At 65.6% G+C, this 20918-nt stretch carries 22 protein-coding genes and 1 tRNA gene; 14 read left to right on the top strand and 9 right to left on the bottom strand.

The window, feature by feature from the left end; translation table 11 throughout:
• Positions 1-2616, top strand: a 2616-nt coding sequence (locus A5740_RS21695) for a condensation domain-containing protein (RefSeq protein WP_076197459.1), incomplete at its 5' end; no start/stop codon positions are given.
• Positions 2617-2640: 24 nt separating this feature from the next.
• On the opposite strand, the gene A5740_RS21690 is transcribed toward A5740_RS21695, so the two are convergent.
• The 3 genes from A5740_RS21690 to A5740_RS21680 all read right to left on the bottom strand — a co-directional run bounded on the left by A5740_RS21690 (position 2641) and on the right by A5740_RS21680 (position 3905).
• On the bottom strand, positions 2641-3315 hold the full coding sequence (locus tag A5740_RS21690) for an isoprenylcysteine carboxylmethyltransferase family protein (RefSeq protein ID WP_076197451.1): 675 nt from the start codon (positions 3313-3315) through the stop codon (positions 2641-2643).
• A 98-nt stretch (positions 3316-3413) separates the two neighbouring features.
• Entirely contained in the window at positions 3414-3806 is a 393-nt protein-coding gene (locus A5740_RS21685) for a hypothetical protein (protein ID WP_076197449.1), read from the bottom strand.
• Positions 3807-3828: 22 nt separating this feature from the next.
• Positions 3829-3905: transfer RNA gene (locus A5740_RS21680), tRNA-Leu, on the bottom strand.
• A gap of 83 nt (positions 3906-3988) precedes the next feature.
• Here A5740_RS21680 and A5740_RS21675 point away from each other — a divergent pair.
• From A5740_RS21675 to A5740_RS21645, 7 genes are all read left to right on the top strand, one after another.
• On the top strand, positions 3989-4615 hold the full coding sequence (locus A5740_RS21675) for an ANTAR domain-containing response regulator (RefSeq protein ID WP_076197447.1): 627 nt from the start codon (positions 3989-3991) through the stop codon (positions 4613-4615).
• 195 nt (positions 4616-4810) lie between these two features.
• Entirely contained in the window at positions 4811-6022 is a 1212-nt protein-coding gene (locus A5740_RS21670; RefSeq protein ID WP_076197445.1) for a branched-chain amino acid ABC transporter substrate-binding protein, read from the top strand.
• 83 nt (positions 6023-6105) lie between these two features.
• Positions 6106-7143 carry a branched-chain amino acid ABC transporter permease gene (locus A5740_RS21665; RefSeq protein ID WP_076197443.1) on the top strand — a complete coding sequence of 346 codons (1038 nt, stop codon included), beginning with the start codon at positions 6106-6108 and terminating at the stop codon, positions 7141-7143.
• A complete protein-coding gene (locus A5740_RS21660; RefSeq protein WP_076197441.1) occupies positions 7140-8342 on the top strand; it encodes a branched-chain amino acid ABC transporter permease in 1203 nt (400 codons plus the stop codon). The genes A5740_RS21665 and A5740_RS21660 overlap by 4 nt, the downstream gene beginning before the upstream one ends.
• Positions 8339-9193, top strand: a complete 855-nt coding sequence (locus A5740_RS21655) for an ABC transporter ATP-binding protein (RefSeq protein ID WP_076197440.1) — start codon at positions 8339-8341, stop codon at positions 9191-9193. Before A5740_RS21660 ends, A5740_RS21655 begins: the two co-directional genes overlap by 4 nt.
• Positions 9177-9923 carry an ABC transporter ATP-binding protein gene (locus A5740_RS21650; RefSeq protein WP_076197439.1) on the top strand — a complete coding sequence of 249 codons (747 nt, stop codon included), beginning with the start codon at positions 9177-9179 and terminating at the stop codon, positions 9921-9923. Before A5740_RS21655 ends, A5740_RS21650 begins: the two co-directional genes overlap by 17 nt.
• A 1-nt stretch (position 9924) precedes the next feature.
• Positions 9925-10251, top strand: a complete 327-nt coding sequence (locus A5740_RS21645) for a YnfA family protein (RefSeq protein WP_076197437.1) — start codon at positions 9925-9927, stop codon at positions 10249-10251.
• Positions 10252-10255: 4 nt separating this feature from the next.
• Here A5740_RS21645 and A5740_RS21640 read toward each other — a convergent pair whose 3' ends face one another.
• Together A5740_RS21640 and A5740_RS21635 are read right to left on the bottom strand one after the other, a co-directional pair.
• Positions 10256-11143: a hypothetical protein gene (locus A5740_RS21640; RefSeq protein WP_076197435.1), complete on the bottom strand. Its 888-nt coding sequence runs from the start codon at positions 11141-11143 to the stop codon at positions 10256-10258.
• A gap of 8 nt (positions 11144-11151) precedes the next feature.
• Positions 11152-11868 (bottom strand): FadR/GntR family transcriptional regulator, encoded by a 717-nt coding sequence (locus A5740_RS21635; RefSeq protein WP_076197433.1) that lies wholly within the window; start codon positions 11866-11868, stop codon positions 11152-11154.
• Positions 11869-11992: 124 nt separating this feature from the next.
• On the opposite strand from A5740_RS21635, the gene A5740_RS21630 reads away from it, so the two are divergent.
• Both A5740_RS21630 and A5740_RS21625 read left to right on the top strand, forming a co-directional pair.
• Positions 11993-12508 (top strand): gluconokinase, encoded by a 516-nt coding sequence (locus A5740_RS21630; protein ID WP_076197431.1) that lies wholly within the window; start codon positions 11993-11995, stop codon positions 12506-12508.
• The gene (locus A5740_RS21625; protein ID WP_076197429.1) at positions 12505-13938 is read left to right on the top strand and encodes a gluconate:H+ symporter; all 1434 of its coding nucleotides are present in this window, start codon (positions 12505-12507) and stop codon (positions 13936-13938) included. Before A5740_RS21630 ends, A5740_RS21625 begins: the two co-directional genes overlap by 4 nt.
• A 54-nt stretch (positions 13939-13992) precedes the next feature.
• On the opposite strand, the gene A5740_RS21620 is transcribed toward A5740_RS21625, so the two are convergent.
• A complete protein-coding gene (locus A5740_RS21620; protein WP_076197427.1) occupies positions 13993-14499 on the bottom strand; it encodes an RDD family protein in 507 nt (168 codons plus the stop codon).
• Between the two features lie 9 nt (positions 14500-14508).
• Positions 14509-15288 carry a DoxX family protein gene (locus A5740_RS21615; RefSeq protein ID WP_139335283.1) on the bottom strand — a complete coding sequence of 260 codons (780 nt, stop codon included), beginning with the start codon at positions 15286-15288 and terminating at the stop codon, positions 14509-14511.
• Positions 15289-15432: 144 nt separating this feature from the next.
• Here A5740_RS21615 and A5740_RS21610 point away from each other — a divergent pair, with 144 nt between their 5' ends.
• Positions 15433-16251 carry an acyl-CoA thioesterase domain-containing protein gene (locus tag A5740_RS21610; protein WP_076197425.1) on the top strand — a complete coding sequence of 273 codons (819 nt, stop codon included), beginning with the start codon at positions 15433-15435 and terminating at the stop codon, positions 16249-16251.
• Between the two features lie 57 nt (positions 16252-16308).
• Entirely contained in the window at positions 16309-17379 is a 1071-nt protein-coding gene (locus A5740_RS21605) for a M42 family metallopeptidase (RefSeq protein WP_076197424.1), read from the top strand.
• Positions 17380-17409: 30 nt separating this feature from the next.
• Here A5740_RS21605 and A5740_RS21600 read toward each other — a convergent pair whose 3' ends face one another.
• Together A5740_RS21600 and A5740_RS21595 are read right to left on the bottom strand one after the other, a co-directional pair.
• The gene (locus A5740_RS21600) at positions 17410-17874 is read right to left on the bottom strand and encodes a hypothetical protein (protein WP_076197423.1); all 465 of its coding nucleotides are present in this window, start codon (positions 17872-17874) and stop codon (positions 17410-17412) included.
• Between the two features lie 48 nt (positions 17875-17922).
• Positions 17923-19281: an SRPBCC family protein gene (locus A5740_RS21595; protein WP_076197422.1), complete on the bottom strand. Its 1359-nt coding sequence runs from the start codon at positions 19279-19281 to the stop codon at positions 17923-17925.
• A gap of 150 nt (positions 19282-19431) precedes the next feature.
• Between A5740_RS21595 and A5740_RS21590 the strand changes: the two genes are divergently transcribed.
• Together A5740_RS21590 and A5740_RS21585 are read left to right on the top strand one after the other, a co-directional pair.
• On the top strand, positions 19432-20049 hold the full coding sequence (locus tag A5740_RS21590; RefSeq protein WP_076197421.1) for a TetR/AcrR family transcriptional regulator: 618 nt from the start codon (positions 19432-19434) through the stop codon (positions 20047-20049).
• 35 nt (positions 20050-20084) lie between these two features.
• The gene (locus tag A5740_RS21585) at positions 20085-20918 is read left to right on the top strand and encodes a DMT family transporter (RefSeq protein WP_076197457.1); all 834 of its coding nucleotides are present in this window, start codon (positions 20085-20087) and stop codon (positions 20916-20918) included.

The raw sequence follows: 20918 nt of genomic DNA, 5'->3' as shown, positions 1-20918 counted from the left end.
CACGCCGACCAACCCATCCAACTCCCACCCACCACCACCTCCTTCCCCCGCTGGGCCGAACTCCTCCACCAGAGCGCACGCCACCCCGACGTGGTCGGTCAGGCAGCAGCGTGGCAACGAATGGTCACAATTCCGCCCGCGTTGCCGACGCCGAAAGCCGAAGACACCTTTGCCACGGCCGGATACCTGTCGGATTTCCTCGATGCCGAGACCACCCACATGCTGCTCGGTGAGGTGCCCACGGCGTTCCACTGCGGAGTCCACGAGATCCTGCTGATCGCATTCGCCCTGTCTTGGGCCCAGTACCTCGGAACCGGCGATGCTCCCATTGCCGTCGACGTGGAAAGCCATGGGCGGCAAGAGGAAATCGCGGAGCTGGCCGGGGACCGCGGACGTGACGTCGACCTGTCACGCACGATCGGCTGGTTCACCGCCAAATACCCCGTCGCCCTGACACCAGGCGGCCTGCGCTGGACACAAGTCATCGCCGGCGACCCCGCCCTCGGCACCGTCATCAAAGACGCCAAAGAACAACTCCGCAACCAACCCGACGGCCTCACCTACGGACTGCTGCGCTACCTCAACCCCGACGTGGACCTTGCCGGAGGCGACCCGGTCATCGGGTTCAACTATCTCGGCCGGCTGGGTTCGCCCGCGGCGTTTACCTCGGGAGACGTGTGGCGTTTCAGCCAGGGAAATCTGTCGGCGACCGGCGCAGCTGCTGAGATGTCCATGCCGCTTGCCCACTCTGTGGAGCTCAACGCGGTCACCGTCGACACCGACACCGGGCCGCACCTCAACGCCACCTGGACGTGGGCGACCTCGGCCTTGGACCGCACTGCGGTCACCCGGATCAGCCGGTTGTGGTTCGACGCTCTGGCCGGCATGTGTGCCCATGTCCGGCGGGGCGGGGGAGGACTGACTCCGTCAGATATTGCCCCGGTCACGTTGAGCCAGCAGCAGATCGACGGGTTGCACAACGATCATCCCGTCGCCGACATCCTGCCGCTCACCCCTTTGCAACAGGGGCTGCTCTACCACGCCGGCATCGCGAAGTGCTCCGGCGACGACGTGTACGCGGTGCAGCTGGACTTGGCATTGAACGGCCCGCTGGACGTGCACCGGCTCCGCGAGGCCGTGCAGGCTGTCGTCACCCGGCATCCACATCTGGCAGCGCGGTTCCGTCCGCAATTCGAGCAGCCGGTTCAGGTGATCCCCGCCGAACCGGTGGCGCCGTGGCGGTATGTCGATCTGACCGCCGACGATGGAGATGCCGACATCGAAGTCGACGAGCGGATCCGGCGGATCTGCTCGGCCGAACGCGCTGCGGTATGCGACCTGGAGAACGAGTCTGCCTTCCGGGCAGCCCTCATCCGCCACTCCGATCACGAGCATCGGTTCGTCCTGACCAATCACCACATCGTGCTCGACGGCTGGTCGATGCCATTGCTGATGCAAGAGATCTTCGCCGGGTACCACGGGATTCGGCTGCCTGCGGCGTCGTCGTACCGCAGTTACATGACCTGGCTGGCTGACCGGGATCACGACGCCGCCCATGCGGCATGGCGCGAGGTACTGGCCGGATTCGAGACCCCGATCCTCCTCGGCCCGCCGCAGAAGTTGCGGCTGGGAAACCGCAGCGTCAATTCGTTCCGGGTACCGGCCAAGACCACCCGCGCCCTCACCAAACTGGCGCGCGCACAGCACACGACCGTCAACATCGTGCTGCAGGGCGCGTGGGCGTTGTTGTTGAGTTCCCTGAGCGGTCAGCACGATGTTGCGTTCGGCACCGTGGTGTCGGGGCGCTCACCTGAGGTGGAGGGCGCGGAGTCGATGTTGGGGCTGTTGATCAACACGGTGCCGGTGCGGGCGACCATCACGCCGGCGACGACGACAGCCGACCTGTTGGACCAGCTGCAGAGTGCCCACAACGACACCCTCGAGCATCAACACGTGGCGCTCAGCGATATTCATCGCATCACCGGCCAGGACAGGCTGTTCGACACGGTCTTCGTGTACGAGAACTATCCGACCGACACCGGCACGCCGCGGGATGCCGAGGGGTTGGCCATCACCGGTTTCAACAGCCGCGATTTCTACCATTATCCGATCGCAGTGCAGGCCGGCCCGGGCCGTGAATTGGAACTCCGCGTGCAATATGACACCGATGTGTTCGACGCGAACTGTATCGATGCGTTGATCGAACGGTTCACACAGGTGCTGGTGGCCATGACGACCCACCCCGGGCGTCGCCTGCTGTCGCTGGGAGTGCTGGAAACCGAACCCACACAATCCAATCGGTGGGCCCAGACTCCTGTCAGGCCGGCAGCACCCGCGGTGCCGGCGCCCGCCCTCGACGAAGTCGATTGTCCTTATTGCCCGCCGGCGAGCTTGATCGAGCAGATCTTGTCCGGCATCTATGCCGATGTGCTTGGGCTGGACCGGGTCGGGGTCGAGGAGTCATTTTTCGATCTGGGCGGCGATTCGCTGTCGGCGATGCGTGCCATCGCCGCGATCAACGCTGCCCTCGACGTCGAATTGACGATGCTGACGCTGTTCGCCGAACCGTCGGTGCGCAGCCTGGCGCAGCACACCACCAACACCCCGGCCCGTTGACACGTCGTGCCAGGGGGCCGGCGCTCACCACATGTACGGCACCAGGCGATAGCGCGCTTTCTCGGTGTACTCGCGGTACCCGTCCAGCTCCGCGACGAGCAGTTTCTCTTCGTCGCGAATCCGGACGATGAGGGCGATCAGGCCGGACACCACCGGCACCAGACCCCAGTAGGAGCCGAGCGCGAGGGGGAATCCCACAATCGTCAACAGGTTTCCGGTGTACATGGGATGGCGCACCAGCCCGTACAGACCGGTGGAGACCAGCTTTTGTTCTGACTCCACCTGAACAGTCGAGGCCGCGAAGCTGTTCTGGATCACCACCAGGCTCGTCACACCCAGCCCCAGCACCACCAGAACATCGCCGGCCACGCAGATCGCCGCGGGCACCGTCGACCAGTGGAAGCGATGGTCGAGCCCGCTCACGATCACCATCGCCGCCAGCGATGCGTACCAGCCGGCGATGAGAACCTTTTGCACCATTCGGGTTTCGGCCACCGGCCCCGCGCGTTTACGCCGTTCGTGCGCGGCCGGATCGCCACGCTGCAGGAAGATGGCGGGAATCCAGGTCGAAAGGGCAAACACCGCGAGGAAAATCCAGGCCTGCCAGAAGTCCAGGGTTCCGGCGAGGGCGAACAACACCACGCCGAACACCACCAGTTCGACGAACCCCAACGCCAACACTCTCGCAACGGCTTTCAACGATCCTCCTGGCAGCGCTCGGCGGCAGAGCGCACGCCTCAAATTACCGCCGCCCACCGGCAGCCGGGGCACGATTGACGGCCACTCTTCGACGACTTCTACGTGAGTGGCCCGGCCAGCGCTGCCAGATGCCAGGCCGCTCCGAGGATGCCGCCTTGGGCCAGAACACCGATCAGCGCCCACCAAAACCCAATCCGGTTGCGGCCCAACTGTACAAAGCTGACACAGAAGCTCAATGCTGCCGGTGCAACCGAGCCCACTGCTGTCCACATCGCGTACGGGATCCACTTCTCATCACCGCATGCCACGTACGCGCAGTTGTCGATGCTCATCGGAAACACCATGAAGCTCATCAACGCGACCACGGCCAAGCCGGCCTGGATCAAAAACAGCAACACACAGGCGGTGACGTCCGCGATCCGGACCCCACGCGGGAGTCGACGGTCATGGGCAGCGGTGCCATCAGTCGATGGCTCGTCAAGGTCGCTCATCACGATCCACGGTAGGTGCCTGTGGTGCCCTCGGTGAGATTCGAACTCACACTGTACGGGTTTTGAATCCGTTTCCTCTGCCAGTTGGGATACGAGGGCGTCCCGATCGGTACTGCGGCCTACCACCATAGAGGATGCCCCCGCGCTCGCCGAACCGAGGCTGTCACGACACAATGTTTTCCATGACCGGCTCACCCGCAGACGCTGACAGGCCCCGCCGCGTGCTCGTGGCCGAGGACGAAGCACTCATCCGCCTCGACCTTGCCGAAATGCTGCGCGAAGAGGGGTACGAGGTGGTCGGGGAGGCCGGCGACGGCCAGGAGGCCGTCGACCTCGCCGAGGCGTTGCGGCCCGACCTGGTGATCATGGACGTCAAGATGCCGCGCCGCGACGGTATCGACGCCGCCGCCGAGATCGCCAGCAAGCGCATCGCCCCGATCGTGATCCTCACCGCCTTCAGCCAGCGGGAGCTGGTAGAGCGGGCGCGCGACGCCGGGGCGATGGCCTATCTGGTCAAGCCCTTCAGCATCACCGACCTTGTTCCGGCCATCGAGGTGGCCGTGAGCCGGTTCAGCGAGATCGCTGCCCTGGAAAACGAGGTGGCGACGCTGGGGGAGCGGCTGGAGACCCGCAAACTGGTCGAGCGGGCCAAGGGGTTGCTCCAGAGCAAGCACCAGATGACCGAGCCGGAGGCGTTCAAGTGGATACAGCGGGCCGCGATGGACCGCCGGACCACCATGAAACGGGTCGCCGAAGTGGTGTTGGAAACGCTTGAAGACTCCGAGGAAGCACCCGCCCAGGAGAACTGAGGGCGGCCCCTGTTGTTAATTGTGGGTTTCTGACGGGCCCCATAATCCGCGTTCAGCCTGTACACGCCGAACGAGCATTCACCCAACAGCGCGCACTCGGGCCGGTGGTTGGCTATGTTCTACCCGGAGCTCCGGCGCCCGACCGTCACGCGGTCCGCGCCGGTGCCGCTGACAACTCTGACCCGGAGGTGAAGCGTGCGCGGTGGCGTGGCACGGAAGGCACTTGCTCTCGGAGGTGCGGGGATGATTGCGCTGGCGATCGCCGGCTGCAACCAGTCCGCTCCCGGGGGCGAGGCATCCCAGACCGATCTCAAGATCGTCGAGAAGGTACAGATCGACGAGAACGGTGCCGAGGTCAAGGCCGCCGAGGGCGTCACGCCCGCCGATCCCGCCGGTGACGGGAAGGCCACCTGCCCGCCGGTGATGATCGCCATGATGGGTGCGCTCAACGGTCCGGACGCCGCCCTGGGCATCAACATCAAGAACGGTGTGCAGCTGGCGATCGACAAACACAATGCCGCCAACGCCGGCTGCCAGGTACAGCTGAAGGGTTTTGACACCGAGGGCGATCCGCAGAAGGCCACCGGTGTGGCACCGCAGATCGTCGACGAGGCGTTCATCATCGGCGTGGTCGGCCCGGCGTTCTCCGGGGAGACCAAGGCCACCGGCGATGTGTTCAACCAGGCCGGGCTGGTCGCCACCAGCGCGTCGGCCACCAACGTCACGTTGAGCGAAAACGGGTGGCGGACCTTCTTCCGCGGCCTGGCCAACGACGGTGTGCAGGGACCCTCGGTGGCCAACTACCTCAAGAACACGCTTGGCAACAAGAAGGTGTGCGTGGTCGACGACAGCACCGACTACGGCCTCGGGCTGGCCCAGGTGGTGCGTGAAACCCTTGGTCCCGTTGCTGATTCGTCGTGCAACATCTCGGTGAAGAAGGGCGACAAGGAGTTCTCGGCCGCCGTCACCCAGATCAAGAACGCCGCGCCGGATTCGGTGTTCTACAGCGGGTACTACTCCGAGGCCGCACCGTTCGTGCAGCAGCTCAGAGATGGTGGAGTGACGGCGACGTTCGTCAGCGCCGACGGCACCAAGGACCAGCAGTTCGTCAACCAGGCCGGTGAATCGTCGAAGGGCGCGTTGCTGTCCTGCCCGTGCGGTCCGGCCACCGGGACGTTCGCCGAGGAGTACACCAAGAAGTTCGGGCAGGCTCCCGGCACCTACAGCACCGAGGGCTACGACCTGGGCACCATCTTGCTCAAGGGCATCGACTCGGGCGCCATCACCCGGCCGGCGCTGCTGGACTTCGTCCGCAAGTACGAAGGACAGGGCGTGGCCCGCAAGTACCAGTGGAACGACAAAGGTGAGCTGACCACCACCTTGATCTGGATGTACGAAGTCCAGTAGTCGCCGCACGAAACGCGTCCGAGACCGCCGTAGGACTCGGACGCGTTTCGTTCCCCACCCACGCAGTCAGGAGCCGCCACCGGATGATCCACCAGTGCGTCGAGCAGTCCGCCTGCCTGGCCGCGAACATCAGTTTCAACCTGGACGGTCTGCGAGAAGGCTTCTGGCAGTTGACGATCGACGGCCTGTCGTGGGGCGCGATCTACGCACTGGTGGCGGTGGGTTACACCCTCGTGTTCGGGGTGCTCCGGCTGATCAACTTCGCGCACTCCGAGATCTTCATGCTGGGCATGTTCGGCGCATATTTCTGTCTGGACGTCATCCTCGGCTTCACCGCGAGCGGCAACGCCTATAACAAGGGCGTCGGCCTGACGGTGCTCTACCTGGGCATCGCCTTGCTGTTCGCGATGCTGGTCTCCGGATCAGCGGCCGTCGGTCTGGAACTCATCGCTTACCGCCCGCTGCGAAAACGCAACGCCCGGGCGTTGACGTTCCTCATCACCGCCATCGGTATGTCGTTCGTCCTGCAGGAGTTCGTGCACTTCGTCCTACCGAAGCTCATGAAAGGCTACGGCGGGAGTAACGCTCAACAACCGATCGTCCTGGTACAACCGAAGACCCAGTTCACGTTATTCGGCGCCACGGTGTCGAATGTGACGCTGGTGATCGTCGGCGCTGCCCTGGTGCTTGCACTGCTGACCGACATCGCGATCAACCGGACCAGGTTCGGCCGGGGCATCCGTGCGGTGGCGCAGGACCCGACCACCGCGACGTTGATGGGCGTCTCCCGGGAACGCATCATCCTGCGGACGTTTCTGATCGGCGGTCTGCTCGCCGGTGCGGCCGCGCTGCTGTACACCCTGAAGGTGCCGCAGGGCATCATCTACTCGGGCGGCTTCCTGCTCGGCATCAAGGCGTTCTCGGCCGCGGTGCTCGGTGGCATCGGCAACCTGCGCGGAGCCCTGCTCGGTGGTCTGCTGCTGGGCATCATGGAGAACTACGGCCAGGCGGTGTTCGGAACCCAGTGGCGTGACGTCGTGGCGTTCGTTCTGCTCGTACTGGTCCTGCTGTTCCGACCGACCGGCATACTCGGTGAGAGCCTCGGGAAGGCGCGGGTATGAGCGAGCAACACGATTCGACGTCTGCCGGCGCGGTGAGCAAGACGCTGCTGGCACCGGGCGACGCCATCCGCGACTCGTGGTCCACCCTGCCGCGGACGGCCAAATGGATTGTCGGGCTGGTGGGTTTCACCCTGCTCGGCCTGTTGCCCCTGTTCACCCCCAGCTTCCTCGACACCACCGGCATCAGTTTCGGCGGCACCATGGCGCAGTTCGCGATGGTCGCCATCATCGCGATCGGCCTCAACGTCGTGGTTGGGCAGGCCGGTCTGCTCGATCTGGGCTATGTCGGCTTCTATGCGGTCGGCGCCTACACCGTCGCCTTGCTGACGAGTCCGGACAGTCCGTGGAACAAGCTGGGGCCCAACGGTTTCTTCAGCCAGGATTGGGCCTGGCTGTCATGTGTGCCGCTGGCCATGGCCGTCACCGCACTGGCCGGCCTCATCTTGGGCACCCCCACGCTGCGGCTGCGCGGCGATTATCTGGCCATCGTCACCCTCGGCTTCGGCGAGATCATCCGGCTGCTCGCCGACAATCTGTCCGACGTCACCAACGGTTCGCGCGGGCTCAACCAGATCGCCTATCCGCGCGTGGGGGAGAGCGAGAAGCTGCCCAGCGGCGTGTTCTCCAGCGGCAACTCCGCCGGCGACGCGAATTACGGCACCTGGTGGTTCTGGCTGGGCCTGATCCTGATGGTCGGCATCCTGCTTCTGGTCGGCAACCTGGAACGCAGCCGGGTCGGCCGGGCGTGGGTGGCGATCCGGGAGGACGAAGATGCCGCCGAGGTGATGGGCGTCAACGCGTTCCGATTCAAGCTGTGGGCCTTCGTGATCGGCGCCGCGATCGGCGGCCTGTCCGGTGCGCTGTACGCCGGGCAGGTCCAGTACGTCGCACCGCCGACGTTCAACATCATCAACTCGATGTTGTTCCTGTGCGCGGTGGTGCTCGGCGGCCAAGGCAACAAGCTCGGCGTCATCTTCGGCGCGTTCGTCGTCGTCTATCTGCCCAACCGGCTGCTCGGGGTGGAATTCCTCGGGATCAACCTGGGCGACCTGAAGTATCTGTTCTTCGGTTTGGCACTGGTGGTGTTGATGATCTTCCGTCCCCAGGGACTGTTCCCGGTGCGCCAGCAGCTGTTGGCCTACGGTAAATCGGCTCGACAGTTGTTGCGCAGCAACACCGACAAGGAGCCGGTGGGATGAGCGAACCCATGCCCGGCGTGCCGGAAAGCGTCGAGGAGCTGGCCGGCGTGCATCGGGAGATCCAGGCCGCCGAAGGTGAAATCCTGCTGGCGACCCAGGAACTCACCGTGAAGTTCGGTGGCCTGGTGGCGCTGGATTCGGTCAGCTTCGACATCCGCCGCGGCGAGATCCTCGGCCTGATCGGGCCCAACGGGGCAGGCAAGACCACCTGCTTCAACGCGATCACCGGGGTGTACCGGCCCAGTTCGGGTTCAGTGTTGTTCGACGGTGCGCCGCTGGGCCGGATCAAACGCCACCAGATCACCCGTCGCGGGATCGCGCGCACGTTCCAGAACATCCGGCTCTTCGGTGAGATGACCGCGCTGGAGAACGTCATGGTGGGAACCGATGCGCGGCACAAGACCTCGGTGCCGGGCGCCCTGGTGCGCTCACCGCGGCACCGTCGCGAGGAACGCTCGGCGATCGAGAGATCGGCTGCCCTACTCCATTTCGTCGGGATCGCACACCGCGGCGAGGAGAAGGCCAAGAATCTCTCCTACGGGGACCAGCGCCGCCTGGAGATCGCCCGCGCCCTGGCCACCGAACCCAAACTGTTGTGCCTGGACGAGCCGGCCGCGGGATTCAATCCGGCCGAGAAGGCCTCGCTGATCGACTTGATCCGCAAGATCCGCGACGACGGCTACACCGTACTGCTGATCGAGCACGACATGCGTCTGGTGATGGGGGTGACCGACCGCATCGTGGTGCTCGAGTTCGGTCGCAAGATCGCCGACGGACTACCACCTGAAATCCGCGAGGACCCGAAGGTCATCGCCGCCTATCTGGGGGTGCCCGATGACCAACTCGGCTGAGTCCACCCGCCCGGTGCTGCTCGAGGTGCGCGACGCGGTGGTGCACTACGGCAGGATCAAAGCGTTGCACGGGGTTTCGCTCACGGTGCGCGAGGGTGAATTGGTCACGCTGCTGGGGTCCAACGGTGCCGGAAAGACCACCATGATGCGGGCGATCTCCGGTCTGCGTCCGCTCACCTCGGGCTCGGTGTGGTTCGAAGGCCGCGACATCACGAAGGTCAAGGCGCATCAGCGGGTCATCGACGGGCTGATCCAGGCACCCGAGGGCCGAGGCGTGTTTCCCGGTATGACCGTGGTGGAAAACCTGGAAATGGGTTGCTACGGCCGCAAATTCCCGTCCCGCCACGAACACCTCGAGCGCCTGGACTGGGTCTTCACCACCTTCCCCAGGCTGGCCGAACGACGCTCGCAGGTGGGCGGCACCCTCTCCGGTGGGGAACAGCAGATGCTGGCGATCGGCCGGGCGCTGATGGCCCGCCCACGGGTGCTGCTGCTCGACGAACCCTCGATGGGCCTGGCGCCGATGGTGATCTCGCAGATCTTCCAGATCATCTCCCAGATCAACACCGAGGGCACCACGGTGCTGTTGGTCGAGCAGAATGCCCAACAAGCGTTGAGCCGCTCGGACCGGGCCTACATTCTGGAGACCGGCAGCATCACCCGCACCGGCGTTGCCCGGGATCTGCTGGCAGATGACAGTATTCGCGCGGCCTACCTCGGCGTCGCCTGACATGGTCGCCAAATCGATCGCGTTGTTCGTTCTGGCCGCGGTGCTGGAGATCGGCGGCGCGTGGCTGGTGTGGCAGGGCGTGCGGGAAAATCGCGGCTGGCTGTGGATCGGTGCCGGGGTGATCGCGTTGGGGGCCTACGGTTTTGTCGCGGCCTTCCAGCCCGACGCCCACTTCGGCCGGGTGCTGGCCGCCTACGGCGGGGTGTTCATCGCCGGGTCGCTGTTGTGGGGCATGGCGGCCGACGGTTTTCGGCCCGACCGCTGGGATGTGACCGGCGCGCTCGTGGCTCTCGCCGGCGTCGGGCTGATCATGTACGCCCCGCGCTGAGCGGCTAGCCCAGCCGGGCACTCTCGTCGTCGAGATCATCGCGACTCAACCCCATGGGGGTCGCGGCCGGAACGTCCCCGGCGGCCACCACCTGCCGGGTGATCGGCGTCAGCACCTTGAACAGGGTGGTGACCTCGTCGTCGGTCAATGCATCCAGTGCGCCCAGCGCCAGCGCATCGGTGCGGTCCTCGATGGCCTGCTTGACCTCTCGCCCGGTGTCGGTGAGGGCGCCCTGCTCATCCAGCCAGCCACGGGAGCGCAATTGCTCGACGTACCCCGCCCACTGCTCGTCGTCGTAATCGCGGCTGCGCATGATCATTTCGCGGGGCACCCGCCCGGCCGCCGCGTGCAGCACGTTGCATTCGCGGCCGCTGATGCCCTCACCGACCAATACCGCGACGTGGCCGTCACCGCGTTGCTCACGTAACAACGTGACCGCATGCCAGAGTTTGGCGATCGGCTCTTCCGGCCACGGCAGCGCCCGGTTGGCGGCGTAGAGCGGTCGACCGTCCATCGGCGCGGTGCGCGCGGCTTTCGCGGTCAGCTCTGCGGCCGTCCGGACGGCGTCGGAATCGGTCACGCCGACCCGGCGCAGTGCAGCGACGGCCGCGTCGGCTCGGACCTTCAGCATCGTGGCCGGGCTGGCCGTCTCCCAGGCTGCCGGCAGAGCTTTGGCGACGCGTTCGGTGGTGAAGTTGTAGAACACCGCGGCGACCACGTCGGCAGGCACGACGCCGAGCGGCGCCGAGCGGGCGGCGAAGTAACCCATCCAGAAACCGCGATAGCCCACGGCGTCGAGCGCCGCCCGCGCCTCCGGCGCGAAATAGGTGACGGCATGAACCGGCTCCAGCCGGTCGAAGAAGCGACGTGCCAATGCGGGAGAGCGACCCATGCCGTTAGTTAAGCACCGCGGTTGTCGGTGTCGAGCACCGCGGTGACCGCCTCGTCGATGATGGCCCGCATGGCCCGCTCGGCAGCGTCCTCGTCGCGCAACCGGATGGCCCGGGCCACCTCGTCGTGCAGCTCGATCGCAGCCGGGTTGGGTGAGACGGGCATCAGCCCGTGCAGGGTGCGCCCGGCCAGGACTTCGGCCACGACATCGTCGAGGGCGCGGAACATCTCGTTGCCGCTGGCTTCGAGCAGGGTGCGGTGGAAAAGCTTGTCGGCGGCGAGGTAGGCGTACAGGTCACCGGATCGGCCGTGCACCACCATGTCCGACACCGCGGCGGCCACCACGCGACATTGATCGGGGTTCGCCCGGCGGGCAGCGAGTGCGGCGGCGGCGGGTTCGAACCCGCGCCGCAGTTCAGACAGCGATGCAAGCTGGGCGGCGCGGTCACCGGAGTCCAGACGCCACCGAATGAGCCTGGGGTCGAAGACATTCCATCTCACGGAGGGTTGGACGGTGATCCCGACCCGGCGCCGTGATTCCACCATGCCCATCGATTCCAGCACCCGGATGACCTCGCGGGCGACGCTGCGGGACACCGTGTACTCGGCGCTGAGCCGGTCCAGGGTCAGTACCTGCTCAGCCGCCAGTTCGCCGGAGACGATCGCAGTCCCGAGCGCGGTCAGCAGGTTGGCGTGTAGAGCGCCGGCGGTTGAGGCCGATGACACGGTTAGATCGTGTCATACCGACCTCCGCGGGGGTTAAAAACAGATTTATTCGGCATACCGTTGCAAACGTATGATTTTTGGTCCACACTGTGTGACGGCAGACACACGTTGCGAGGGCGGTTCTATGGGTTCACCGGTCGTGGTCATGGGCGTATCCGGATCGGGTAAATCGACAGTCGGCGCTGCACTGGCACAGCGGATGCGGGTCCCGTTCGCCGACGCCGACGACTTCCACCCTGCCGCCAACATCGCCAAGATGTCCGCGGGTCACGCCCTGGACGACGCGGATCGCCACCCCTGGCTGGAGGCGATCGGCGGCTGGCTCGCCGCACATGCCGACGGCGGCGTGATGAGCTGCTCGGCCCTCAAACGCGCATACCGAGACCAACTCCGACGGCACTGCCCGGACGTCGTGTTCCTGCACCTGAGTGGATCGCCGGAAGTGATTCGCCGGCGCCAGGCCAGCCGGCCCGGGCATTTCATGCCGGCCAGCCTGCTGGATTCCCAGTTCGCGACGCTGGAACCCCTCGGTCCCGACGAGGCCGGCACCGCCATCGACGTCGACCAGAGCATCGACGCCATCGTCGAGGAATACGTGGCCCAATCCGGCACCGAGACAACAGAACAGGACAACCGATGACCGCGACGACCCGCCTTCTCGCGGCCGGCACCGAAATCATCGAGCCCGTGGCCGGCGGCGCCCAACTGATCCTGGCCGCCCTCGCCGGCATCGCGCTGATCGTCGTGCTCATCACGATCGCCAAGCTGCACCCGTTTCTGGCCCTGATCTTCGGCGCACTGACCGTGGGCCTGGTGGCGGGGGAGGGAATCGGCGACGTACTCGACTCGTTTTCCGGCGGATTCGGGTCCACCGCCGCCAGCGTCGGGATCCTCATCGCACTCGGGGCGATGTTCGCCAAACTCCTGGCCGATTCCGGTGGTGCCGACGAGATCGTGGACACGATCGTCGGGCACGCCTCACCGCGGATGCTGCCGTGGGCAATGGCATTGGTGGGCGCGATCATCGGCCTGCCCATGTTCTTCGAGATCGGTCTCGTCCTGCTGATGCCGGTGATCTATCTGGTGGCCCGCCGATCACAACTGTCGTTGATCACCGTCGGCATCCCGGCGCTGGCAGGACTGTCGGCCATGCACGGTTTCGTGCCACCGCACCCCGGACCGGTCGCGGCGGTCGCATTGCTCCACGCCGACCTGGGCGTCACGCTGGCGTTCGGGGTGCTCGTGGCGATACCGACCATCGTGGTGGCGGGGCCGCTGTTCGGCAAGTTGGCCGGGCGGTGGGTGGTCCTCGCTGTGCCGGATCGTTTCGACAGTGCCGAGACCACCAGCGCGGGTGCCGGCGAGACCACCAACGCAGGTGCCAGCGAGACCACCACGAAGGTCCGGCCGAGCTTCGCGGTCACCATGTTCAGCGTGCTGCTGCCGGTCGCGCTGATGATGGGCAAAGCGCTCGTCGACATCTTCGTCGACGAGTCACACCTGGTACGTCAGACCTTCGACATCGTCGGGCGGCCGGTGATGGCGTTGCTGATCGCCGTGGTGGTGGGGATGTTCACGCTCGGTCTGGGGGCCAAGATGTCGCGCGAACAGATCGTGAAATGTGTCGAGTCCTCGTTGCCGCCGGTGGCCGGCATCATCCTGATCGTGGCGGCCGGCGGCGGGTTCAAACAGGTTCTGGTCGATACCGGGATCGGCACCCTGCTCGCCGAATGGGCCAAGGGCGCCAATCTGTCGGTGGTGTTGTTGGCCTGGGTGCTGGCGGTTCTCATCCGCTTGGCCACCGGGTCGGCCACGGTCGCCACCATCACCGCGTCGTCGCTGATGCTGGGCCTCGTCGAAGGCTTGAGCACCGGCGAGGTGTCGCTGGTGGTGCTCGCGGTGGGAGCCGGCTCGTTGTTCTTATCTCACGTCAACGACGCCGGGTTCTGGCTGGTGAAAGAGTACTTCGGCATGACCGTCGGCCAGACCATCAAGTCCTGGTCGCTGATGGAGACCGCGCTGTCGGTATCAGGCCTGATATTCGTGCTGTTGCTGGGCCTGGTGATCTGAGCCCGCCCGCCGCCAGGGAGGCGCCGGCTGAGCAGGCGCCTCCCGCAACGGTTTTCAGCTTCGGATCACCTGCGTGCCGCCCGCGAGTTCATCGTGCTTCCCTTGCTTGGTCGAGCTCGCGCTGATCGTCACCGCGATCACGATCATCGCGATGACACCAAGGAATCCGCCGACGATCGGGATGATTGGCAGCAGCGTGAAGGCGTTGCGGATCGCCGACTCTTTGAGCGTGGGTTTGGGAGTTGCCGGTCCCCGCACCGCCAGGCCCAGCAGCTTCTTGCCGGGTGTGGCACCGGAGGCGACCTCCAACCCGACGAAGTAGACGAACATCAACAACCCGGTGAACAGACCGGTCACCCAATAACTCGACAGCGAGTCGGTGATGAACGACAGGAAGAACGCCACGATCGCCACGACGATGCCGTCGATCACGCGGGCGAAAAACCGCCGTGCCAACCCACCCGGCGCCGCGGTGCCATAGGCCGACGGGTACGCCCCGCCGTACGGCGGCGGGTACCCCTGTTGTCCGAACTGTTGCGGTTGATGATCACCCGTGGTCATGCATCAAAGCTACCGACCGCGTCGCTGGTCGAGTTGTTTTTTGGCCCGGTCAGCCAGTTCAGCGGAGCGTTCACGCGCCGCGTCGGCGATTTCGGGGCCGCGTTCGCGGGCCACGTGGGCGAACTCGCTGGCCCGTTCGCGCGCTGCATCCGCCATCTCGGGGCCATGCTCCCGCGCCGCCTGAGCCCAGTCGGAGGCCAAGTCGCTCGCCCGTTCGATGGCGGTGTCCGCCAACTCGCGGCCGCGTTCCGCACCGACAGCCAGGCCGTGTCCGATCTTCTCGGCGAACGCGCTGTCGGTGATGCCGTTGTTGTGCAGGCTGGTACCCGCCGCCAAACCGGGCACCGCGGCAGCGACACTGGCCGAGACCTGACGTGCGGCACGACGTCCGCGCCATCCCAACGACGGTTTACCGGCAGTGTCGGCCGCGGCGATGATCAGACCGCCCAGCAGGCTCACATCGGTGAGGAACTCGCGGCGTTTGCTCGCCGCGCGCTGCGGATCGCTCTCGTTCAAAAAGGCCTGCGAGCCAAGGCTTCCGGGAATCATCGTGACAGCCAGGGCGGCGGCGGTGAGTCGAGGCGCCCGGCCGAGAGCCAACAGCACTCCGCCGGCCACTTGAACTGCCGCATTGACCCGTGCGACGGTCGCGGCATTGGTCGGCATCCCGGAGCCCACCGGACCAGGCATCGCGCTGAGTGTGCTGATGGTGCCGCGCGCGGACTCGGTGGCGTCGGTCGGGTCGCGCAACGTGTCGACGCCGCGGGCGATGAAGGTGGCAGACAACATAGGGCGGGCGATTCGTCTGATCAACATGGGGTAGTAGTTCCCCCAGGCCGTCGGCGCAAACATCGACCAGAACCTGAGTACGCCGCCGCAGCGGTTCGTGAGCCCGCCGACCGATTTACTCACCCCATATGCGACGATTCGCCGATGACCGAGGTTGTCGCCCATTTCCTGCAGTCCGAGCAGGACAGATTCCAGCCGACCCGCTTTGCGCAGAGCCACTGGGGCGAGGATCACCTCAACGGCCCGGCCCTGGTCGGCCTGGCCGCCCGCGCGCTGGAATCGGCGTTCGGTCTGCCCGGGTTCCTTCCCGCTCGGTTGACCGTCGACCTGTTCAAGGCCGCCCGCGGCGTGCCGACCACGACGAAGGTGGCCCTGATCCGCGAGGGCCGTCGCGTGCGCAACTCTGAATGCGAGTTGGTGCAAGACGGCGTGACCGTGGCCCGCGCAACCTTGGTGCAGTACCGCGAGAGCGAACCGCCGCGCGGCGAAGAGTGGATCGCGCCAACAATTTTCGAACCACCAGCCGCCCTCGACGAGGGTCGGGCGACGTACATCGGCAGTGATGCGGGCGGCTGGAGTCGCGCCATCGCCGACCACCAAAACGATTCCCGTAAGCGGTTCATGAACCGCACGATCACCGTCGTCGCGGGCCAGTCCAACTCGCCGTTCGTGCGGGCGGCGATGGCAGCCGAGGGCACGAGCCTGGTCACCAATCTCGGCACCGCGGGCGTCGGCTATATCAACGGCGACCTGACGGTCGCGCTGTCCCGGTTGCCCCGAGAGGAGTGGATCGGTGTACAGGCCGATTCGCACTGGGCGACGAACGGCATCGCCGTGGGTGCTTCCACGCTGTACGACAGTGCCGGCGCGTTCGGTACCGGCCTGATCACGGCCATCAGTAATCCGGCGGCACAGATCGACTTTTCCAACGACCCGTTCCCGGACCGGACCGCCCCGAAGTAACGTCGCGCACACCGCAGTCCAGGTTTCGCGGCGGACCTCGGCGGTAATCCAGCACCCGTGGCCGCCACAGATGACGGGTTCGACCCTGAGCTACTGCAGGAATTGTTATGGGCGTACGGACCGTGCGGCCAGGAGGACGCGGTTCGTGAGGTGTGCCATCGCGAACTACGCCCTCACGCCGACGAACTCTGGACCGACGCCGCGGGGAATCTGATCGCCAAGATCGGCGGGACGGACCCCGACGCGCCGGCCATCCGGATCCTCGCCCACCTCGACGAGCTTTCCATGCTGATCAAGCGGATCGAGCCGGGTGGCACGCTGCGGCTCACCCCGCTGGGCACCATGTACCCGGCCAACTTCGGTCTGGGACCGGTCACGATCCTCGGCGACCACGAAACCCTGACCGGCATACTGGCTTTGGGTTCCGAACACACCACCCAGGAGACCCCACAGGTTTGGCAGACCAAGCCCGACCAGGGCGACAAGGCGCTCGACTGGCCGGACGTGTACCTGTTCACCGGCGTGGACAACGAGCGGTTGGCCGACGCCGGTATCGGGCCGGGCACCCGCGTCTGCATCGACCGCACCAAGCGCACGCTCATCGAGCTGGGTGACTATGTCGGTTGTTACTTCATGGACGATCGAGCCGCCGTGCTGGCCCTGCTGATGGTCGCGCGACGGCTCAAGGAGACCGGTCGCCGACCGCTCGGCGACCTCTACCTGGTGTTCACCACCAATGAGGAGATCGGCGGTGTGGGCGCCGCACACGCCTGCCGGACCCTGCCGGGTGATCTGACGCTGGCGGTGGAGGTGGGCCCGACCGAAGCCGAATACCGCACCACGGTGACCGGCGGGCCGATCGTGGCCTACAGCGACGCCATGTGCGTCTATGACAAGTCCATCGCCGACCGTCTGTGCGACATCACCCGTAAACTCGGCTACTCGCCGCAGGCCGCCGTGCTGGGCGCCTTCGAGTCCGACGCGTCGCACACCAAGGCGTCCGGGTTGTCCCCGCAGGCCGGACTACTCTGCCTTCCCACCCTGAGCACGCACGGCTACGAGGTGATCGCCAGGACGGCGATAGCGGCAGTGACCGACGTCCTCGTCGAGTTCGTGGACCAGACCTGACGGCGTGGTGATGGTCGGCGCTGCACGACATCACTGCGACAGTTCGACACCCTCGTAGACAGTCGGCATGTCGGCGCCGGGCAACGCCATCTGCAGATAGACGTCGATATGTCGGATCTTGTCGTCGGCAGTGAACTCGTACACCGACACCGAATTGACGACTGTCTCGAAATCGCCCATCCTCGTGCGTTCTTCGAGCTCGAGGAACACCACACCATCGACCTCGCTGACCCGCTTGAACAAACCGTCCCACTGGGAGGCCGCCGCCCAGGTGGTCATGAAATCAAGGTATTGCTCCCAGTTCATCACCTCTTTGAAATTGCCGACCCGCACAAAGTCGTCGACTGCCACCAACGCCGCCAGCGGCGCCCAGCCCGCCACGGTGAAGCCAGGCTGCTTGGCGGCATCCACGAGTTGTTTGGTGGTGACGGCGTATTGGATGACCGCACGGCAACGGCCCGCATAGTCGTCGACGACCTCGCTGACAGGTTTCATGCGCAAGTCCCTTTCGTCTCGATTGCTTCCTGGACCGGGGCGGCCGCCTCAGGACGAGACCGCGGCCGCGTCGAGATACCTGTCGACCACTGAGTGGAAGTGGGCGATGACCACTTCCTCCTTCACCAGTGCCAGATGGTCCAGCGCGGTGTTGCGCAGCCCGACCTGCTGACGGGGCATCTGCTCGTAATCCTGTTGCAGCGCTTCGAAATACTTGTAGCTGCCGGCCTCGTCCACCACGACCGGTTCGGCGGTGAAGGCGGCTTTCATCTCGTCCGGTCGCCACATGTAGCTCGCGACATGCCAGATGCAGCGGTTGGGGTCGCCGTCCGGGTGGGGAAGGGACATGATGATGGTGGCCTCGCCGGCGCGAATGGTCATGAAGAAGTTGGGGAACCAGACCCAACCGTGGTTGTCGCTCATCTGCGCGTCGGTCAACCCACTGACGTCAAGTCCCATGCCTGTCAACGTATCTCGCGTCGCCTTTTGCAGGAGCGTACGCGCGGTGACGCCGTCGGGGAAGTTCAGTGCCCCATCGTCGCTCCGGTATTCGGCGACCAATTCCTGAAAACGGGGGAGTACCGCGACGGTGGAAGGAAAGGTCTCGGGAAGATCCATGATGCCGTCGACCTGTTGTTCGGGGGTGGCGCCGACGACGTCGAACGGTGCCATCGACACGCTGTGTTGCTCGAAGAATCGGTAGCGACTGGTAGCCGGGTCGATGTTGATCACCCGCAACAGCTGTGGGTGGATGCCGTCGATGTGGTAGCCCTCCTGGAAGGCATCGAGGACGACCTTCCAGTTACAGTCGATGGCCTCGGTCACGTCCATCACCGTCACCATGTCCTCGAGGTGGTATGGGGCCAGCATGGTCGCGACCTCCTCGCCGATGAACTCCGCGAGCGGCTGCGCCGACGGATCTGGGTTGAGGAAGATGAACCCGGCGAAGGTGTCCACCGAGACCTCGATCAGCCCATGGGTGTCCTTGTCGATCGGTCCGGCCAACGCCTCCCGCAACATACCCTTGAGCCGCCCGTCGAGGTCGTACGACCAGAGGTGGTACTGACACAGGAAGCCGCGCTTGGCGTTTCCGCGGGCGTCGCGGCACAGCATGTTGCCCCGATGCCGGCAGGCGTTGACGAATCCGCGAAGCTTCTCGTCCTTGCCGCGCACCACGAGGTAGGACTGATCGAAGATCTGGTACTGCTTCCAGTCACCGGGCTTGGTCAACTCGTCGACGCGACCGACCACCTGCCAGACTTTCTTCCAAATGTGATCCCGTTCCTGGGCAACGAATTCCGGTGCGATGTAGCGGCTGGTCGGAATCTCCATCCGGTAGGCATCGGGGGCGATGTCGTCCAGGGTGGTGGCGTTGTCGACCCAACTTCCGGGGCGTGCTGTCGGCACGGGCGGACCTCCTCGTTCGAATACTGGGCTGTGAGGGGCTGACGTTGTCGTCCGGTCATCTCTTGTGACTGGCATCACTACTATACATCTGCGTATATTCGATACAAGAGTGAATATTCGGCGCGGGTTGAGGTTTGACAGGATGGGTCCATGGCCGAACGCTGGACGAAGCAACGCCGCTTGGAACACACCCGCAGCGTGCTGCTGGACGCTGCCGAAGAGGTGTTCGCCCGCAAAGGGTTTGACGGCGCCGCCCTCGAGGACATCGCCGAGATCGGCGGCTACACCCGGGGCGCCATCTATTCCCATTTCGGCAGCAAGGCCGAAATGTTCCTGGCGGTGGTCGAACGCCAGCGCCAACAGTTTCTCGACGGCTTCGCCGATGTCATCGCGACATTTCACCGGCTCGATGATCTCGACGCCGACGAACTCGGCGACCGCTGGCGCGATCTGGTCGCCGCCGAAGGCTCTGACCGGGCGGCCCTTGGTTCGGAGTACACGCTGTTCCTGCTGCGCAATCCGGAGGCGCGCGACCGCGTGGCGGCACAGCGGGAGGAGACGGTGCGGGCCCTTGCCGAGTACATCTCCAAAGGGGTCGCTCGCTTGGGTGGGCACCTCAGAATCCCGGCGATGGACCTGGCTCGAGTCGTGCTGGCCGCCAACGACGGGGTGACCCTGAACAGCCTTCTCGACGACCAGGCCATCTATCGGCCGTTCCTGCGCATGGTGCTCGCCAACATCATTGTCCCCAAAGGCAATAACTCTTGATCGAGGCCCGGCACCCGGCACGCACCGGCGCGCTGATGGCCGTGGCGTCGATGCTGTGCGTGCAGATCGGACTGGCGGTTGCGGTCGGATTGATCGACGACATCGGCGCCGAAGGCGCCGCGTGGCTGCGCCTCGCCTGGGCTGCGGTCCTGATCTTGGTGATCGTGCGGCCGCGTCCGTCGGCCTTCACCAAATCGGCCTTTTGGACCTGTGTCACGTTGGGCGTGGTGACCGCCGGGGTGACCATCCTGTTCATGGCCGCGCTGTCGCGAATACCGCTCGGCACCGCCAGCGCGCTGGAATTCCTCGGCCCGCTCGGGGTCGCGGTGGCGCACGGCCGGGGCCAAAGCAGGGTGGTGTGGCCGGGGCTGGCGGCGGCGGGCGTCGTGCTGCTCACCGAACCCTGGACCGGCGACGTCGACCCGATCGGTGTGCTCTACGCGCTGGGCGCCGCACTGTGCTGGGCGTGCTACATCCTGCTGACCCAACGGGTGGGTGATGAAGTGGCCGGGATCAAAGGCCTGGCGGTGTCCATGCCCGTCGCTGCCTTGGTCGCCACCGCGACCGTCGGACCGTCGGTCTTCGGCAAACTGACCCCGCAGTTGCTGCTGATCGGGGTGGGGCTGGCGATCCTGCTGCCGGTCGTGCCGTTCGCCCTGGAAATGACCGCGCTGCGCTTCCTGAGCACCACCGCGTTCGGCACGTTGATGGCCCTCGAACCCGCCTTCGCCATGCTCGTCGGCCTGGTCCTACTGCGGCAGGTTCCGGCTGAGCTCGCCGTGATCGGCATCTTTCTCGTGGTGGCTGCCGGTATCGGCGCCGCCCGCACCGGAGCCCGTGCCAGGCCGGTGCCGGCCGAAGTCGGCTGA

Source organism: Mycobacterium sp. GA-1841 (assembly GCF_001954135.1).
Classification (GTDB): Bacteria; Actinomycetota; Actinomycetes; order Mycobacteriales; family Mycobacteriaceae; genus Mycobacterium.
The sequence above is the reverse complement of the archived record's forward strand: the minus strand, read 5'-3'. Positions and strand labels throughout refer to the sequence as shown.